The following is a 14,649-nucleotide window of genomic DNA, read 5'->3' as shown; positions in this document are numbered from 1 at the left end:
TCGGTAAATAGGAATACACAGAATTCGGCAACAACAGTGCACAGGGCAGATCCTGGAGCGGACGGTGTATAACGGTGGGCTTAGCGAAGGCACACCGGAGTCAATCATCGTGGTCCGCCCCACTTTGTCGGAGCGAGGGGCACGGTGCTGACCAAGCTGGATTACGATCCGCGCGAGCTCTTCAGGGCCTGGGCGATCTTCGTCGACCACGAGCAGGACCTCTATGAATTCAACGCCAGGGACCTGATAACGCTCTGGGGTGACAAGGAAAGCAAGCTTCATGAATACTCAACCGACAATAGGCCAATGCTACTTCCCAAAAATATCCGGCCGTGCCGGTGGGCAATTCCGCTGCTGTGGCAAAAGCACTCTATGCAAAGTATAAAGACAGGCTGGCTGCGAAGTGACGTGTTACACGAACATTACTCTTTGTACAACGTGGCTATCCGCAGTAGCTTGGAGCTGACCTCGAGACCGGATTTATGGGAGGCTTCCTGGTTGATCTCGATCCTGAGCTTGCCGCCTTCGATGTAGAATCGTAGCATGCCGGCGTGACGCATGAAGTTTTCGCTATCACTCACGGTCAGCACGGGTTTGCCTTTGAGGCTTTCGATGGCTTGCTTGACGGCTGGGAAGGATTTGTCAATAAACAGGATCTGGCATTCGTCGATATCGGGCGTGATGCTCTTGTAGTGCCTGACAACAATGGGATGCCCGTCAACTCCTTCGCTTTCAATGACCTCATTCAGGTAGGGTCCAAAAGTGTTTTCTCCGAGCACGCCGATGACGAAAGGCGAGGTTTCGTTGTTGAATATGCGCTGCGGCCATACCACGAATTGTGTGAAGTTATAGAGAAAGACTGCTTTTACCTGGTTGGCCTTGCTTTCTGATGTCTCCTGAAAAGGGGTACGCATACCGGGCAGGACCATAAGGGTCACAATGGCCATGCACAGTATTGCTGCGGAGCCGGGGCTTGTAGGCCGGCTGATAAAAAGTTTTTTCAGAATCTGCATATCAATTTTCCATATACACCCCGCTCGATGTCTTTCGGCGCGGGGTTGTCCGGGATGAACTCCGTATGATGATCTTGCAGGAGGTTCTGCCCGGTTACGTTTAGTTCGATCCTGCGGGTTACTTTCAAGGCGATGCTCACATCGAGGTCGGCATACTCGGATACATAGGGCTCGGGTAACCTGCCGACATAGCGCAGCACGGTGCCTAACCGCAGTCCTTTAAACAATTGAACGGTGGATTGAAGCAATGCCTGGTCGTTGGGATCATTGCTTTCGGCCGTACCGTTATTCATATCGGCGCTGCCGGGTTTGAGCGTGAGATCTTTGTTCAGGTACGTATAGCCGAACCGAAGTTTCCATGACGACGTAACAGGATACGTCAGAAATAACTCGACACCATGCGTATCGCCTTTCACCCCATTGCCGAACGTAACAGGAATGCCAAACGGTGGCGGCCCGGGTTCGACACTGCGAATGTCGTCATACCGGTTGTAAAAAGCCGACACGGACACGGTAAGATTGTAATGAGTTTTTGCTTTCCACCCCAGCTCATAGGCGATCAGCTTCTCGGATTGAAAATTGCTGCCGGCAATGAAGGGAAGCTCAGGAGTGAGGTAGAGAAAAAACTCGCGGTCTATGCGTGCGGGATTTCTCACGGCCCTGGACACCGCGAACCAGACGGTTTGGCTTGGTGATGCCATCCAGGTGAGCCGCACATTGGGCTGATACTGGAAGCCGGTATAGGTATTTCGCTCTACTTTCAATCCCAGGGTAAGACGGAGCTTTTCTTTGGCCAGGGAGATTTCGTCCTGAACAAAAGCGTTATAAAGATACAGTGATTTTTGTGCCGGTTTAAAAGCGAATAGCTCCAGGTTTCTCACATTGTAATCCATCATCCGGAAGCCAAGTCCGTACAGCAGGATGTGTCTTTTTCCGAGGGCAAGCCGTGATACACCTTCGATATCATATGTATGGAGTTTCTCGGCAAAACCATTCCGGAAGTCGCGCCACGTTTTGTCATAGAACATTTGCAATTGGACATCCGAGCGTTCTGAAACGGAGTGGTTCCATCGTGCGAGAGCATTGGATCCACTGGCCACCACGGGATGATCGCCGTCCGGATCGGGGCGATCGTCATAGAAATTGGACTGAAAAGTTACCGCGTCATTGGCCGTAGGTTCCCAATCCAGCCGCAGCCCGGTCTGCGCTACCTGCCAGTCGTCGGTGGCTTCTATGCTATCGCGGAACATGGTGTTGTCGCGTCTGAATGTTGTGCCATATATACGGTACGACAGTTTATCTGAAAACTTTCCACCATAGCGCAGGCTGCCCAGGCCGCGAAGCTCCGTTCCTGCGGCTGCTTCTGCATAGAGGCCCTGGGTTTCGCGGGTGTTTTTGGTGATGATGTTGATCACACCATTGACGGCATTGGCACCCCACATCGTACCCCCGGGCCCGCTGATCACTTCAATCCGTTCGATGTCCTCGAGCACGAGGTTTTGCACATCCCAGAACACGCCGGCATACATCGGTGTATACACCACCCGGCCATCGATCAGTACCAGTAGCTTGTTGGCCAACACATTGTTAAAACCACGCGCGCTGATGGCCCACTGGCTGGCATTGACCTGGGCTACCTGCAGGTTTGTGGCTAACGTCAGCGCTTCGGGCAAACTCGTTACGCCGGAATTGCGAATATCCTCGTAGGTGATCACCTGAACGGCAGAGGCGGCCTCGAGGATCTTTTCTTTGCGTTTTGAAACAGAGATCACCTCTATTTCCATCAACTCTTCCATGCTCAATGCCTTGAGCTTTTTCACCTCCAGATCCTGGCTTTTAACGGGATGGACATTGATGCAGAAAATGCACATCAGGATCGGCGTGGCGGTCCTGACCCATTTGACACTGCGCGTATGGGGTTGTCGTTTCATGTCTTATCTCGAGGACTGGTTGACCAATAGCCAAAACATACCCAGCTCGGCCACGGCTTTCGAAAAATTGTCGAAGCCGACTGGTTTGACGACATAGGCGTTTACCCCGGAGTTGTACGTATTCACAATATCTTTTTCCTCCGCGGAAGAGGTCATGATGACCACGGGTATGACCCTGGTCCTGGGGTCTTCGCGGACTGCCTTCAACACCTGAAGTCCGTCTACTTTCGGCATCTTCAGATCAAGCAGGATTACGCGCGGTTTATCTTCTTCGACCTCGCGTTCCGAGAACTCACCTTTGCCGAACAGGAAATTCAGGGCTTGCTCGCCGTCGGACAAATGGATAAGCTTGTTGCCGAGGTTGCATTTTTTTAATGCGCGAATCACCAGCGCGGCATCGTCGGGATTGTCTTCGACCAGGAGAATGTCTACATCATGAATGGAGTCATGCATATGTTATTGGGTATGTTTTTAAGTTACCGGCAGGGAGAAGTAGAAGGTTGCGCCTTCGTTTTCCTTTCCCTCTGCCCAGATCCTTCCGTCGTGTTTGGCAATGATGCGGTGCACAAGGGCCAGCCCCACGCCTGTACCTTCAAAATCGGTGGCGCTGTGCAGTCGCTGAAAGACCCCGAAGAGCTTGTCGTAGTACTGCATATTGAACCCGGCGCCGTTGTCTTTTACATAATAGACGTTCTCGCCATTTTCTCTGTAGGCTCCTATCTCGACAAGGGGTTTGTCTCTTTTCATGGAGTACTTCAGCGCGTTGGAGATAAGGTTTTGCATGACCTGTCGCAGCATGCTGCGGTCTCCTTTGATCTCAGGCAGGGGGTTGATCACGATCTCGCTTTTATTTCCATATTGTTCTTTGAGGTCGTCATATACGGTCCTTGCCAGGGCCGTCATATTGAGGTTGAGCTTGGCCACGTGCTGTTTGCCCAGCCTGGAGAAAGCAAGCAGGTCGTCGATCAGCTGACCCATGCGGGTGCCATTTCGCATAATGGATTTCAGCGTCTTGATCCCTTCTTCACCGAGGAGATGACCGTAGTCTTCCATCAGGATACCGGAGAAACCGTTGATGGACCTAAGTGGCGCGCGCAGATCGTGTGAGACCGAGTAAGAGAATGCCTCCAACTCTTTGTTGGCGATCTCCAGGTCGTGTGTTCTCCGCTCGATGGTGAGCTCGAGCTTTTGATTGAATAGCTGGATCTGGGCGTTTTGCGTCTGAATCTCGGACAGCATTTGATTGAAGGCGTCGGTCAGATACCCAATCTCGTCATTACCTGTTTTGGTGGCCCTTACTGAATAGTCTTTTTTCTCCGAAACGGTCTTCGCCGTGCGCGTCAGGGCGTGTACCGGCTCGGAGATGCTTTGCTGGAGCTTGTTGGATAAAAAATAAGCCACGACAAACGATATGGCGATCACCGCTGCGGCAATAGAGGCATACAGACCGATCCGGTCATACATGGCGTCCATATCTGATTTCAGATAGAGCACGCCCAGGGTTTTGTTGTTTTGAACGACAGGCTCGAATATGATCAAATGGGATTCTTCGAACCGGTGATCTTCCTGGAATTGGACCTGGTCCCTGGGGATGGTCTGCAGCGGGTAGTCCTGGGGATATTTTGAGAACAGATTGCCCTGCTTGTCGTAAAGCACAGCAACCACGATGTGCTTTTCTGCCTTCAAAGCCATTAGCACCTCGCCGGCATCGTCCGGATTGTCAAAGGCCAGCGCGGCGGTACAATTGGTTGAGATGATCCTGCCCAGGGTATATAATTGTCGCACATAGGTTTGGCGGAAAGTAACGACTTCATAAACGAGGTAGGATAAAAATGTGAACAGGAGCACCGCGGCGCTGGTGAGCATAATGACCCAACGGATTTTTTTTTTGATAGGGAAATTTCTGAATACCATCCGTCGCCTAGCTTACAGGTTGTATTGTTCGAAAAGGTCAAAAAACACGAAAAGCCTAATGCACTATTCACGACAGTACCTTGGGCTTCCTAGCTAATATAATGTTTTAATATGGTATTCCGAGCGTCGCCTTTTGAAAGATCGATGAAAAAAGTTTCGCAACCTTGCTGGAAGGAAAATACGTCCCTTTGACAATTATATTCTCGACATCAATAATAATAACGAGTGGGCTGTCGACGCTTCTGCCTGGTGGAAGATCAGCATTGTTGAGGCGCTGTTACCAGAATGTAGAATAAAGCCCTGTTAAAATCCCAACAATAATAATAGCTCCCACGATAAACGCGGGTGATACTTTGAACATTTGGCGATCGATCTCTACCGGTATGCTTTTGTTTTCGTGCTGCGGTTTCAGAAGGCTGATGACGATCATTACCGCTACGATGAAGCAGAAGGTGATCGTCATGCGATCGAGGAAGGGGTAATCGGGGAACGCGCCGTTGGTCCACTGTGGCAGGAATTTTAATACTGTAGATACGGGTATGGTGAGTAGCGTGCCGGTCAGCGCCGCGGCTACCGTGGTTCTTCTCCAGAACAAGCCCATCAGGAAGATGGCGAGCACGCCGGGGGAGATGAACCCTACATATTCCTGTATAAATTGATACGCCTGGTCGAGCGAGCGCAGTGACGGCGCGACGATGCCGGCAATGACCAGCGACAGGACCACAGCCCACCTGCCGGTACTGACCACCGTCTTTTCGCTGGCGTTCCTGTTGAAAAACTTTTTATAGATATCCAGCGAGAAGATGGTAGCGATGCTGTTGGCTTTGCCGGCGAGAGACGCTACTATTGCGGCCGTAAGCGCGGCGAACGCCACACCTTTGAGGCCTGGTGGCAGCAGGTTCATGAGCGTTGGGTAGGCATGGTCGGGTTTGAGGACGCCAAGCTTGTCGGTCATGTCCTCATGGAACAATCCTTGCTGGTGCAGCACATACATAGCGATGCCGGGTAATACGGCGATGACCGGAATGAGGAGCTTGATGAAGGCGGCAAAGAGAATGCCGTTGCGCGCTGTTTTGAGGTCGGCGCCGAGTGCGCGTTGGGTGATATATTGATTGCATCCCCAATAGGCGAGGTTGTTGATCCACATGCCGCCGATGAGCACAGACAAGCCGGGCAGCTCCTTGTGATAGGGGTGATCCTCGGCGAAGATCATGTGAAAATGCGTCGCTGCCTTTTCGCGTAGCAGGGAGAGTCCGGTGAATACGTTGGCGGCATAGCCTGATTTTTCCGCCAGGAGCGTCAGTGCAAGGTAGGTGGTCACGAGGCCGCCGATGAGCAGCACGGCTACCTGTACGACATCGGTATAACCGATCACCTTCATGCCGCCGAGTGTAACGACAACCGAGAAGACGATAAGACCGGCGATACACCAGTTGAAACCGATCGTGGAGATGGACGTAATAGCAATGGCACCCAGGTAGAGAATGGACGTGAGGTTCACAAATACGTACACGAGTATCCAGAACACTGCCATAATGGTGCTGACCGTGTCGTTATACCGCCGCGCCAGGAACTGCGGCATGGTATAGATCTTATTCTTAAGATAGATCGGAATGAAGAACACGGCCACGATAATCAGCGTGGCGGCAGCCATCCATTCGTACGTGGAGATGGCGAGGCCGAGCGCAAATCCGGAGCCAGACATGCCGATAAAATGCTCTGCCGAAATGTTGGAAGCGATCAGCGATGCGCCGATGGCCCACCAGGTGAGCGACCCTTCTGCCAGGAAAAAATCCTTGGAATCGCCTGTAGTGTTGCGGGTTTTACGTTTGTATACGTAGTAGCCGTAGGCCGATACGAGAACAAAATAGATTAAAAAGACAATATAGTCCGCTGGGTGTAGCCGGTTCATAGGGTTGGGTAAGGGGGCGCAAGGCTCAACGCTAAAAGCTCAAAGTTTAAAACTTGAAATAAAAGAAATAAAGATGGTAAATTCCAGCAAGAGGTCATCAGCACCTGGAGCTGAAATTTACCATTCCTAGCTTTAACCTTTGAGCCAAACTTTAAACGTTGGACTCAAAATTTCAACGTAGCCGGCAGATATTTGGCAACGAGATCTTCATAGTACGGTTTGAGCTCCTTCCAGTCGGGCGGGTTGGGGTTTTTGGAATACAGGTCGTAAGGGTTAAAGAGGTCCACCCATTTGAACATTTCCCGGTCGTGGTCGTCGAGCAGGTGCTCATAGGCGTGTTCACGATGCTGTGCATAGAAAGAATGGTAACGCAGCATATAGAGGCCGGGTTCGGGAATGTAGTCTTTCATCATCTGGTAGACATATTCATCGTGGCCCCATGACATGTCCACGTTGCGCAGGCCGCAGTTGGGCTTATAGATGCCGTGTTTGGTGTTGTATTGTGGGTTGGTGTGATCGGGGTTGGCCGAGAAGAACTCGGGGAACACGATCTTGTCGGAATGTGCGCAGCCTACCGGAAAGGTATCGCCTACGACGGCCCACTGGGGCTCGCCAAAGAGGCAAAGCACTTTGCCCATGTCGTGCACCAGGCCCACAAGCACAAACCAATCGGGATGCCCGTCGCGACGGATGGCTTCCGAGGTTTGTAGCAGGTGCTGGAGCTGGTCCAGGTCGGTATCGGGGTCTGAATCATCGACCAACTGGTTGAGAAAGGTAAAGGCGTCCCAGATGGGCATTTCCTTTCTGTTGAACGCCAGGTAGTCCCCTTGCTTTTGCTTGACGAAGTCGTAGGTCTGATACGTATGGTTGAGCCGGTAGAATTCCTTCACCGTGTCGCGTTGGGGGTTGTCGTAATTGCGGTACTCCTCTACGGATTTTTCGTTGGCGATGGTTTCGGGATCCGGGTATCGGCGAAGCAGGTCATCTTCCCATTCATCCAGGTTTGCGAGGGGATTGATTTCGGCTTGAGGTTTCATGTGTTGCAAAGTTTAATGGAATTGCGTAACCATATTCAACTTGGTAAATAATACCGCCGGGATCAACCATTTGAACAGGCTTATTTACGAAACCGTTTTCGTGGTAAAGCTGAAAAACGCCATATTGTGGGTACTATGGGCGTAACCATTAAAAAAATAGCCGCCGATCTCAACCTGGCCGTGTCTACGGTGTCGAAGGCACTGCGCGACAGCTATGAGATCAGCCCGGAAACCAAGGCGCGTGTTTTTGAATATGCGTCGCGGCTCAACTACGTGCCCAACTTGTATGCGAGCAGCCTTAAGCGGCACCGCAGCGGCAATATAGCGGTGGTGCTTCCCGAGGTGGCCGATAGCTTTTTCTCCAGCGCGATAGATGGTATCGAAGAAGTAGCGCAGGCCCGGGGTTATCACGTCATGGTATACCTCACGCATGAAGACGTGGACCGTGAGCAATCCATTGTTCACGAGTTTCGCAATGGCAGGGTTGACGGTGTGCTGATGTCCGTAGTAGCCAACGAGGCCACGTACGATCACCTGGTCGAGCTCGGTGGCCGCGATATGCCCCTGGTATTCTTCGACCGGGTGTGTGAAGGGATCCATTCCGCCCAGGTGGTTACCGACGATTTTGAGTCCGGGCGCAAAGCCACACAGCACCTCATAGACCGCGGCAGTAAGCGCCTGGCATTTTTATCACTGGCCGGCGATCTGGCCATCATCCGTCTGCGGCAGGAAGGCTACCTGCAGGCGTTGCGCGACAACGGACTGGACGAGCGACGCAACCCCGTGGTGTACTGCACGCATGCCGAGGTTGACAACCTGTCGCTGATCCGGAAGCTGCTGCAGGGGCAGCACCGCCCCGACGGCGTTGTGGGATCTGTTGAAAAGGTTGCTACACAAACGTACACCGTATGCCACGAATTGAATCTTTCTATACCGACACAAGTACGCGTGGTGGGATTCTCACACCTGCAAATCGCAGGCTTGCTCAATCCGTCGTTGACCACCATTACTCAGCCGGCGTTCGACATGGGCAAGGCGGCCGCTACGCTGCTCTTTCGCAGCCTCGAAAAAAAGATGGACGTGCGCAGCGAGAAGATCATTATTCCCTCGGTACTGGTGGCTCGCCAGTCTACGGCTTAGTTAAAGATGGTACCGATGCCGCTATGATTTGTCCTTCAGTTTAATCCATTGCTTAATGACGTCCTGGAGGCCTTTGCTTTTTGCCTTTACTTCGGCCATGCTTTTGAACTTGGCATAGGCTTTACCTTTTGGGGCCGGTTCCAGCACCGCGCCGGGTGCCAGGTCGTCCGCCTGGTGGAAGACCAGCGTTACGGTGTCTTTGACACGGGGGCTGAAAGTGGCAATGTCGCCCTTGTAATAAAAACTCGGGCCACCCCATTTCACATCTTCGGTAATTTCAGGGTGTACTTTCATAATCGAGTCCCGCAGTACTGCCAGTTCTTTTTTTAACGGATGATCTAATTTTGCCAGGAACTCATCTACTTTTTTTGAACTCATTTTTTTCTTTTTAGTATTCGCAATGGCCGGTCATTGCAGACATAAACCGGAGAGCAACCTATTGGTCGCACGGCATCATACCGACTTTGATGACGCTAAATTCGTACCCCCAGCCTTAAGGAAAAATTACAAATGTTGAGAAAGGGGAAAATTATCTATCGCTGGTGATGCGGCTCAGTTGGGTGGGCGTAATTCCAAGGTAGGAGGCAATATGGTATTTTTTCAGGCGGGGAAGAATGTGACGGTGTGACAGCAGAAACTGCTGATAACGTGTGGCGGCCGTATCGGAGCGAAACGCAATTTCCAGCGGTTCTTTTTCAACAACCCAATGCTTTTCCAGGTAGTTGATGTAAAACAAGGCAATATCCTGGTGTGTATCCACGAGTTGCCTAAACGCGCTGAAATCATATTCCAGCACCAACGTATCCTCTATGGCCGTGATGGCGAATTTGCTCGGGTTTCCGGTCATCGTCGCCGTGACAGATGCCGCGAAGCGGTTTTCGGAAAAAAAGTATTTAATGATCATTTCGCCTTCCGGTGGGAAATAGGACTGATAAGCCAGCCCGCGGCAGATAAAGGCAAACTTACGTGGCACCTGGCCTTCTGTCACCAGCAGCTCGCCCTTACGGTACAGTTTTTCCCTTAGCAAACCGGCCCAGGCTTGCTCTGATGCTGCCGTGATTGGGTGGTACGTGCGGACCTGCTGGAAAAATTGTGTATTGCTCATCGTGCCTTAACTTTCAGGCTAAATTAAATAATTACTGGTTTACCCTGTCGTAAGCAATACAGTATGGCACACCTACTCGATAATCCAGCACGTTCTCTGGTGAATATACTACGCCATGGGGCGAAGGATTAAAATAGTTTAATCGTCTTTCTTAAAATAATTGAACTATTGAACGGGAGGGCGCGCGCTACCTTTGTTCTATTAAAATCATATAACCTAACCATGGAATTAGAACATGCTGGAAAAATGGAGATTTCACAGATAAAAGTAACACCGGATACGTATGCCCCTTTTCGCCTGGCCCAGGGCTACCGTGTAGGGCATCTCCTGTTTATTTCGGGACAAACGGCTCTCGATGACAATGGTCAATTGGTTGGTATTGGCGATTTCGATATACAGGCACAGAAAACTTTTGAAAATTTGCAGAAGGTGCTGATAGCCGGTGGATCCAGTTTGAAGAATGTCGTTAAAGTAACAATACTATTGCGGGACATGGCAAACTTTGGAAAAATCGTGACGCTTAGAGAGAAATACTTTACAGCTCCATATCCTGCTGATACCATTCTCGAAGTGTCTTCTTTGTTCTCCCCGAATGCGCTTATCGAAATCGAGGCCATCGCCGTCGCGGACCATGCGGCGGACTGGAAAAAGTAGTGAATCAATAGTGGGAGGTCGTGCTTGCCTCCCGTTACTTTTTCGCGAGCTCTTTTCTTATTTGGCTGAGAAAGACAGGTGTCATTCCTAAGAATGAAGCGATGTGTTTTTGCGGCAGGCGTTGTTCAATGTCAGGATACTTTTTTAATAAAGCCTGGTAACGTTGTACTCCCGACAGGCTGATATTGTTCAATATCCGTTGGTCTTGCGCCATGCTCGCATGCTCGTTGAGGATGCGCCAGAAGCGTTCCATTTTAGGAACACGGAGCAACAGCTCCTCCCGCTTTTCCATGTCGATCTGGAGGACCACCGTTTTTTCAAGCGCGATAATGTTGCGGCTGGCGGGCACCTGGCGTATGAAACTATTCAGGTCTGATATCCACCAGTCTTCCTGGGCGAAATGTAACGTATGCTCATCACCACGGCTATCGACATGAAAGGAACGCAAGAAGCCATGGCATACATAACTTTCGTGTCGGCATACCTCACCCTGAACCAATAGATATTGACGAGGAAGCAGGCTCCGAATACTAAATGCGGAATGAATACAGCGCTGTTCTTCTTCATTAAGACTGATCCGGCGTTCAATATGTTGCAGTATAGCATTAAAGTGGTTGTCCGTGCCGGATTCCATCATGACGATATTTTTACTTTTTTGCACAATGTAAAAAGAAATATGGCATGCCTTGTGATTGCTGACGACATTTGATTCTGAGTGTGAGCATGGTCGTCCGCGGGTGACAGGGTAGGGTTGGAATTGTAAATTTCGGAAGCCTGAGCGTGTGCCGCTTCCTTTTTTTATACGGTAGTTGTGTGGGTAAAACCCCACACCATCTTTTTGAGGGTGCTATAAAAATTTTGTTGACGAGGTTCGTGCGATCGAATACAATTATAGCTTAACTTTCGTTCAGTATAAATGTTGACGAGTTAGTGTGAGTTGTATAAAGTCTTTTTATTTTCTACCAGCGCTACGTTAAAGGCGATATACACCGGGGCGAGATTGATACTATCATTTAGTGAGTGTGTTTAACGGGACGTTTTAACTAATCCTGATGGCTATGCTTTAATCTTTTTTTTACTCTTAAATATTACTGTCTATGAAAAAACAATGTTTGCTTTTGGCAATGCTCCTGGCATTGCTATGTCTCAATCAATCGTGTAATGACGAGCCGGATCACGTCAAGGGCCCTCGGGCTGTCAGTTTTTCCCTGGGGTTGGCGCGCGGCGGCGATGCCTCGGGACGCATAGCGGGCGTGATACCCGACGGTTCCTCCGTCCTGATTACGCTGACCAAACCCGATGGCACGCCGGTGCTGACGCGTGAACCGGTCAGCATTCTGACCCTGGGCAATGGCTATGTCACAGCCCCGCTAAGTCTCGAACCGGGTGACTATACTCTGACCGACTTCTGGATTGTACAAGATTCTTCGGCGGTGTTATTTCTGACGCCGAAGGCCGGCTCACCGATGGCTGAGTATGTGTCACATCCACTGCCGCTTGACTTTTCTGTCGCCTACGACGCTGCGACGAACGTGCCAATCGAGGTAGTGGGTGCTGGCAATCACATACCGGAAGATTTTGGGTATGCGTCGTTCCAGATCACCCCAATCGATGTACCGGGCGATACTGCCAGCTTCCGACTCACCGTCTTCATGGAAAACGGAGGTGGCGGATTGGAACTGACCAGCGCGGCAGCCATCGTGACACGGGAATGGGATACCCTGTTTAATCATTACACATTAACACCAGGCGTCAATGCCATTAACCTGACAGGCACCGGCTTTGAATCCGGGTTCCGTCTGTTCGTCAACAAACCCGGGTATCTCTCATTTATACAAGACATTTCCGCCCAGACGATAGCGGAGCATGCGAATGAACCTCTCACAATCGTGTTACATCCCGTAGCGTTGGAGAATAGCGACTCCATTTTCTTTGGTGGATCGAGTTACCTCAATGGCGGTGGATATCAGATCATGTTTGACCTGGAGGAAGCGGCAACCTTCTATGTTGAATGGGGTGATGGCATAACGGAGAAATTTGTCGGCGCGCCGGGTACGTTTTTACAACGCCATTGGTATGAGGGTGGCAATGAGCAGCCGATTACCGTGCGGGGTGACCTGGACAAGGTCATCGGATTCCAGACGTCGTATGCCGTAACATCCCTCGACATTAGCGCGCTGATAAATTTGAAACGGTTCGCTACGTATAACCCAGGCGTGAATCAGATTGATCTATCACAAACGAAGCTGGAAGGCCTTTGGATCGCCGTAGGTAGTGGCACCATTTTGCTGCCGGAGGATCATAACCTGAAGACGATCAACATATCTAGCTACGACACGGACTATGTCAGCCTGGTGAACACAATTTATACCAATGCTGTAAACAAGAATATTCGCAATGGCAGCTTCCTTTATGGCTATGACGAAGATAATCACTTATCACAAGCAGTCATCGACCAGCTGGAATCACTGCGCGCAGACTACGACTGGTATGTAGGCTACCATTAATTGTATTACCTGAATCCTAATACCGAAAAGCCCGAGGCACGTGCCCGGGCTTTTTTGATAGTTAATAATAGGAGCAGGATTGTCACAAATCGGTTGCAAACAGACATTCTGTTTCCCGCCGGCATTCCAAAACGCATACACCAGGCGTTAGTTGTCGATATTATGCTCCATCGGCCGTAAATAGGCTTGACATTGTCGTTGTTAGCGCCAATATTGCCGGAATACATAAAACCCCCATCTCATGCTCACAAAGACACCTTTGCTGGAGGCAATCAGCAGCGTAAACTTTTCTACTGCCGAAGAGCTCATCCGTAACGGCGAGCGCATTCCCGACGGACTGCAATCGCACAACCTCACGCAACTATACGAAACCCTGATTGCCAAGAAAGGCTTTGCCATACTGAAAGCCCTGGCAGCGAACGGCCAGATTGCTATGGATGTATATGAGCTCGAGAGGTTCGACCATAGTGTCTTCCAGCCGCTGATCAAGCGCCTGCCACAGGACGAAGAATCACTCACTTTCCTGCGCGAATTTGTGGCCAGCGCACAAAACATCAACGACGAAGTGGACGGCAAGACACTATTGGCCTATGCATTCGAATCACAGGCGGAACCGGCCGTCGTCAAGGCCCTGATCGACGCCGGTTGTCGCACGGACTTTAAGAATAATGCCGAAGACAACCTGATTAGCCAGGTTGTACGTATAAACCTCATGCCCGAGCCGAAACAGCTCGCCTATGTTGAAATGCTGATCCAGGAAGGCGTGGATGTAAACGAAACCAATGTTGTGAAGCAGACAGCGTTACACATCGCGGTAGAGCGCGATAAAAGGCACCTGGTGGACATCCTGCTGCAGCACGGAGCGCAGCCGAATGACCAGGACAAAGACGGCAATTCGGCGTACTTTTATGCGCTGGCGCATAAGTTCGATCGTGTGGTATACGAAAAACTGTCGGCCAACACGCCCGCGGACTTTTCCCTGCTTAACAAGAACGGCCAGACGCCACTTTCGGAATTCCTGCGCATGATGCAAGGTGGTGCAAATGACACGGCATTGCTGGAGCAACTGCTGGCAGACGGTGCAGACCTCGATCATGCTACACCGTACTACAGCACGCCCAAGTCAGGGTGGGACTGGATCATTGAAAAGTCCGCCGAAGTAATGCAGATGGCACTTCTGAAAACGGGGAAGGACGTCAATCACCAGGATAATGAAGGCAATACACTGCTACACAAGGTATGTGCCATCAATCCAAACTATGAGCAGAGCAAGGCACGTGAGATTTACAAAAAAGCCAAGATGTTGCTTGACGCCGGTGCCGATCCGACGATTACCAACACGCAAGACAAGAAACCTATCGATCTGGCGGCTAACGACAATCTGAAAGCTAAGACAGTAGAAATACTTTTAGCAGCTGAAAAGAAATAATAAAAAC

The 14,649-nt window shown here is 50.6% G+C and carries 14 protein-coding genes; 5 read left to right on the top strand and 9 right to left on the bottom strand.

All coding sequences use genetic code 11. From position 1 onward, the window contains the following. Nucleotides 1–144 precede the first annotated feature (144 nt). Nucleotides 145–534, top strand: coding sequence for an alpha-N-acetylglucosaminidase C-terminal domain-containing protein (locus tag KK062_RS15590; RefSeq protein WP_254085248.1), 390 nt, complete (start codon nt 145–147; stop codon nt 532–534). On the opposite strand, the gene KK062_RS15585 is transcribed toward KK062_RS15590, so the two are convergent. From KK062_RS15585 to KK062_RS15560, 6 genes are all read right to left on the bottom strand, one after another. Next, a complete protein-coding gene (locus KK062_RS15585) occupies nt 423–1,013 on the bottom strand; it encodes a TOL_0243 family YfiR-like periplasmic protein (protein ID WP_254085247.1) in 591 nt (196 codons plus the stop codon). The genes KK062_RS15590 and KK062_RS15585 overlap by 112 nt on opposite strands. After that, the gene (locus KK062_RS15580; RefSeq protein ID WP_254085246.1) at nt 1,001–2,944 is read right to left on the bottom strand and encodes a TOL_0244 family TonB-dependent receptor; all 1,944 of its coding nucleotides are present in this window, start codon (nt 2,942–2,944) and stop codon (nt 1,001–1,003) included. Before KK062_RS15580 ends, KK062_RS15585 begins: the two co-directional genes overlap by 13 nt. Nucleotides 2,945–2,947: 3 nt before the next feature. Continuing rightward, on the bottom strand, nt 2,948–3,397 hold the full coding sequence (locus tag KK062_RS15575) for a response regulator (RefSeq protein WP_254085245.1): 450 nt from the start codon (nt 3,395–3,397) through the stop codon (nt 2,948–2,950). 18 nt (nt 3,398–3,415) lie between these two features. Further along, nucleotides 3,416–4,858 carry a sensor histidine kinase, YfiR-like protein-associated gene (locus KK062_RS15570; RefSeq protein ID WP_498366325.1) on the bottom strand — a complete coding sequence of 481 codons (1,443 nt, stop codon included), beginning with the start codon at nt 4,856–4,858 and terminating at the stop codon, nt 3,416–3,418. A 277-nt stretch (nt 4,859–5,135) separates the two neighbouring features. Continuing rightward, nucleotides 5,136–6,770, bottom strand: a complete 1,635-nt coding sequence (locus tag KK062_RS15565; RefSeq protein ID WP_254085243.1) for a sodium/sugar symporter — start codon at nt 6,768–6,770, stop codon at nt 5,136–5,138. Between the two features lie 164 nt (nt 6,771–6,934). Further along, nucleotides 6,935–7,807 (bottom strand): inositol oxygenase family protein, encoded by an 873-nt coding sequence (locus KK062_RS15560; RefSeq protein WP_254085242.1) that lies wholly within the window; start codon nt 7,805–7,807, stop codon nt 6,935–6,937. A 135-nt stretch (nt 7,808–7,942) separates the two neighbouring features. Between KK062_RS15560 and KK062_RS15555 the strand changes: the two genes are divergently transcribed. After that, a complete protein-coding gene (locus KK062_RS15555; RefSeq protein ID WP_254085241.1) occupies nt 7,943–8,947 on the top strand; it encodes a LacI family DNA-binding transcriptional regulator in 1,005 nt (334 codons plus the stop codon). Nucleotides 8,948–8,968: 21 nt separating this feature from the next. Here the strand turns inward: KK062_RS15555 and KK062_RS15550 are convergent, their stop codons facing one another. Beyond that, on the bottom strand, nt 8,969–9,325 hold the full coding sequence (locus KK062_RS15550) for a DUF1801 domain-containing protein (RefSeq protein WP_254085240.1): 357 nt from the start codon (nt 9,323–9,325) through the stop codon (nt 8,969–8,971). Between the two features lie 151 nt (nt 9,326–9,476). Continuing rightward, nucleotides 9,477–10,052 (bottom strand): Crp/Fnr family transcriptional regulator, encoded by a 576-nt coding sequence (locus KK062_RS15545; protein ID WP_254085239.1) that lies wholly within the window; start codon nt 10,050–10,052, stop codon nt 9,477–9,479. Between the two features lie 222 nt (nt 10,053–10,274). Between KK062_RS15545 and KK062_RS15540 the strand changes: the two genes are divergently transcribed. Then, on the top strand, nt 10,275–10,706 hold the full coding sequence (locus KK062_RS15540; protein ID WP_254085238.1) for a RidA family protein: 432 nt from the start codon (nt 10,275–10,277) through the stop codon (nt 10,704–10,706). A 34-nt stretch (nt 10,707–10,740) separates the two neighbouring features. Here the strand turns inward: KK062_RS15540 and KK062_RS15535 are convergent, their stop codons facing one another. Further along, nucleotides 10,741–11,343 carry a Crp/Fnr family transcriptional regulator gene (locus tag KK062_RS15535; protein WP_254085237.1) on the bottom strand — a complete coding sequence of 201 codons (603 nt, stop codon included), beginning with the start codon at nt 11,341–11,343 and terminating at the stop codon, nt 10,741–10,743. Nucleotides 11,344–11,803: 460 nt separating this feature from the next. Between KK062_RS15535 and KK062_RS15530 the strand changes: the two genes are divergently transcribed. Continuing rightward, entirely contained in the window at nt 11,804–13,213 is a 1,410-nt protein-coding gene (locus tag KK062_RS15530; protein ID WP_254085236.1) for a hypothetical protein, read from the top strand. A gap of 241 nt (nt 13,214–13,454) precedes the next feature. Then, nucleotides 13,455–14,642 (top strand): ankyrin repeat domain-containing protein, encoded by a 1,188-nt coding sequence (locus KK062_RS15525; protein ID WP_254085235.1) that lies wholly within the window; start codon nt 13,455–13,457, stop codon nt 14,640–14,642. Nucleotides 14,643–14,649 lie beyond the last annotated feature (7 nt).

Origin of the sequence: Dawidia cretensis (genome assembly GCF_018598175.1) — a bacterium.
GTDB lineage: Bacteria > Bacteroidota > Bacteroidia > Cytophagales > Cyclobacteriaceae > Ohtaekwangia > Ohtaekwangia cretensis.
Note: the sequence above shows the minus strand (reverse complement) of the source record. Positions and strands in the feature narration are given on the sequence as shown.

Excerpts from the sequence above, each read along its gene's own strand:
- KK062_RS15585 (WP_254085247.1), bottom strand. The coding sequence starts at position 1,013 with ATGCAGATTCTGAAAAAACTTTTTATCAGCCGGCCTACAAGCCCCGGC.
- KK062_RS15580 (WP_254085246.1), bottom strand. The coding sequence starts at position 2,944 with ATGAAACGACAACCCCATACGCGCAGTGTCAAATGGGTCAGGACCGCC.
- KK062_RS15575 (WP_254085245.1), bottom strand. The coding sequence starts at position 3,397 with ATGCATGACTCCATTCATGATGTAGACATTCTCCTGGTCGAAGACAAT.
- KK062_RS15570 (WP_498366325.1), bottom strand. The coding sequence starts at position 4,858 with ATGGTATTCAGAAATTTCCCTATCAAAAAAAAAATCCGTTGGGTCATT.
- KK062_RS15565 (WP_254085243.1), bottom strand. The coding sequence starts at position 6,770 with ATGAACCGGCTACACCCAGCGGACTATATTGTCTTTTTAATCTATTTT.
- KK062_RS15560 (WP_254085242.1), bottom strand. The coding sequence starts at position 7,807 with ATGAAACCTCAAGCCGAAATCAATCCCCTCGCAAACCTGGATGAATGG.
- KK062_RS15555 (WP_254085241.1), top strand. The coding sequence starts at position 7,943 with ATGGGCGTAACCATTAAAAAAATAGCCGCCGATCTCAACCTGGCCGTG.
- KK062_RS15550 (WP_254085240.1), bottom strand. The coding sequence starts at position 9,325 with ATGAGTTCAAAAAAAGTAGATGAGTTCCTGGCAAAATTAGATCATCCG.
- KK062_RS15545 (WP_254085239.1), bottom strand. The coding sequence starts at position 10,052 with ATGAGCAATACACAATTTTTCCAGCAGGTCCGCACGTACCACCCAATC.
- KK062_RS15540 (WP_254085238.1), top strand. The coding sequence starts at position 10,275 with ATGGAATTAGAACATGCTGGAAAAATGGAGATTTCACAGATAAAAGTA.
- KK062_RS15535 (WP_254085237.1), bottom strand. The coding sequence starts at position 11,343 with ATGATGGAATCCGGCACGGACAACCACTTTAATGCTATACTGCAACAT.
- KK062_RS15530 (WP_254085236.1), top strand. The coding sequence starts at position 11,804 with ATGAAAAAACAATGTTTGCTTTTGGCAATGCTCCTGGCATTGCTATGT.
- KK062_RS15525 (WP_254085235.1), top strand. The coding sequence starts at position 13,455 with ATGCTCACAAAGACACCTTTGCTGGAGGCAATCAGCAGCGTAAACTTT.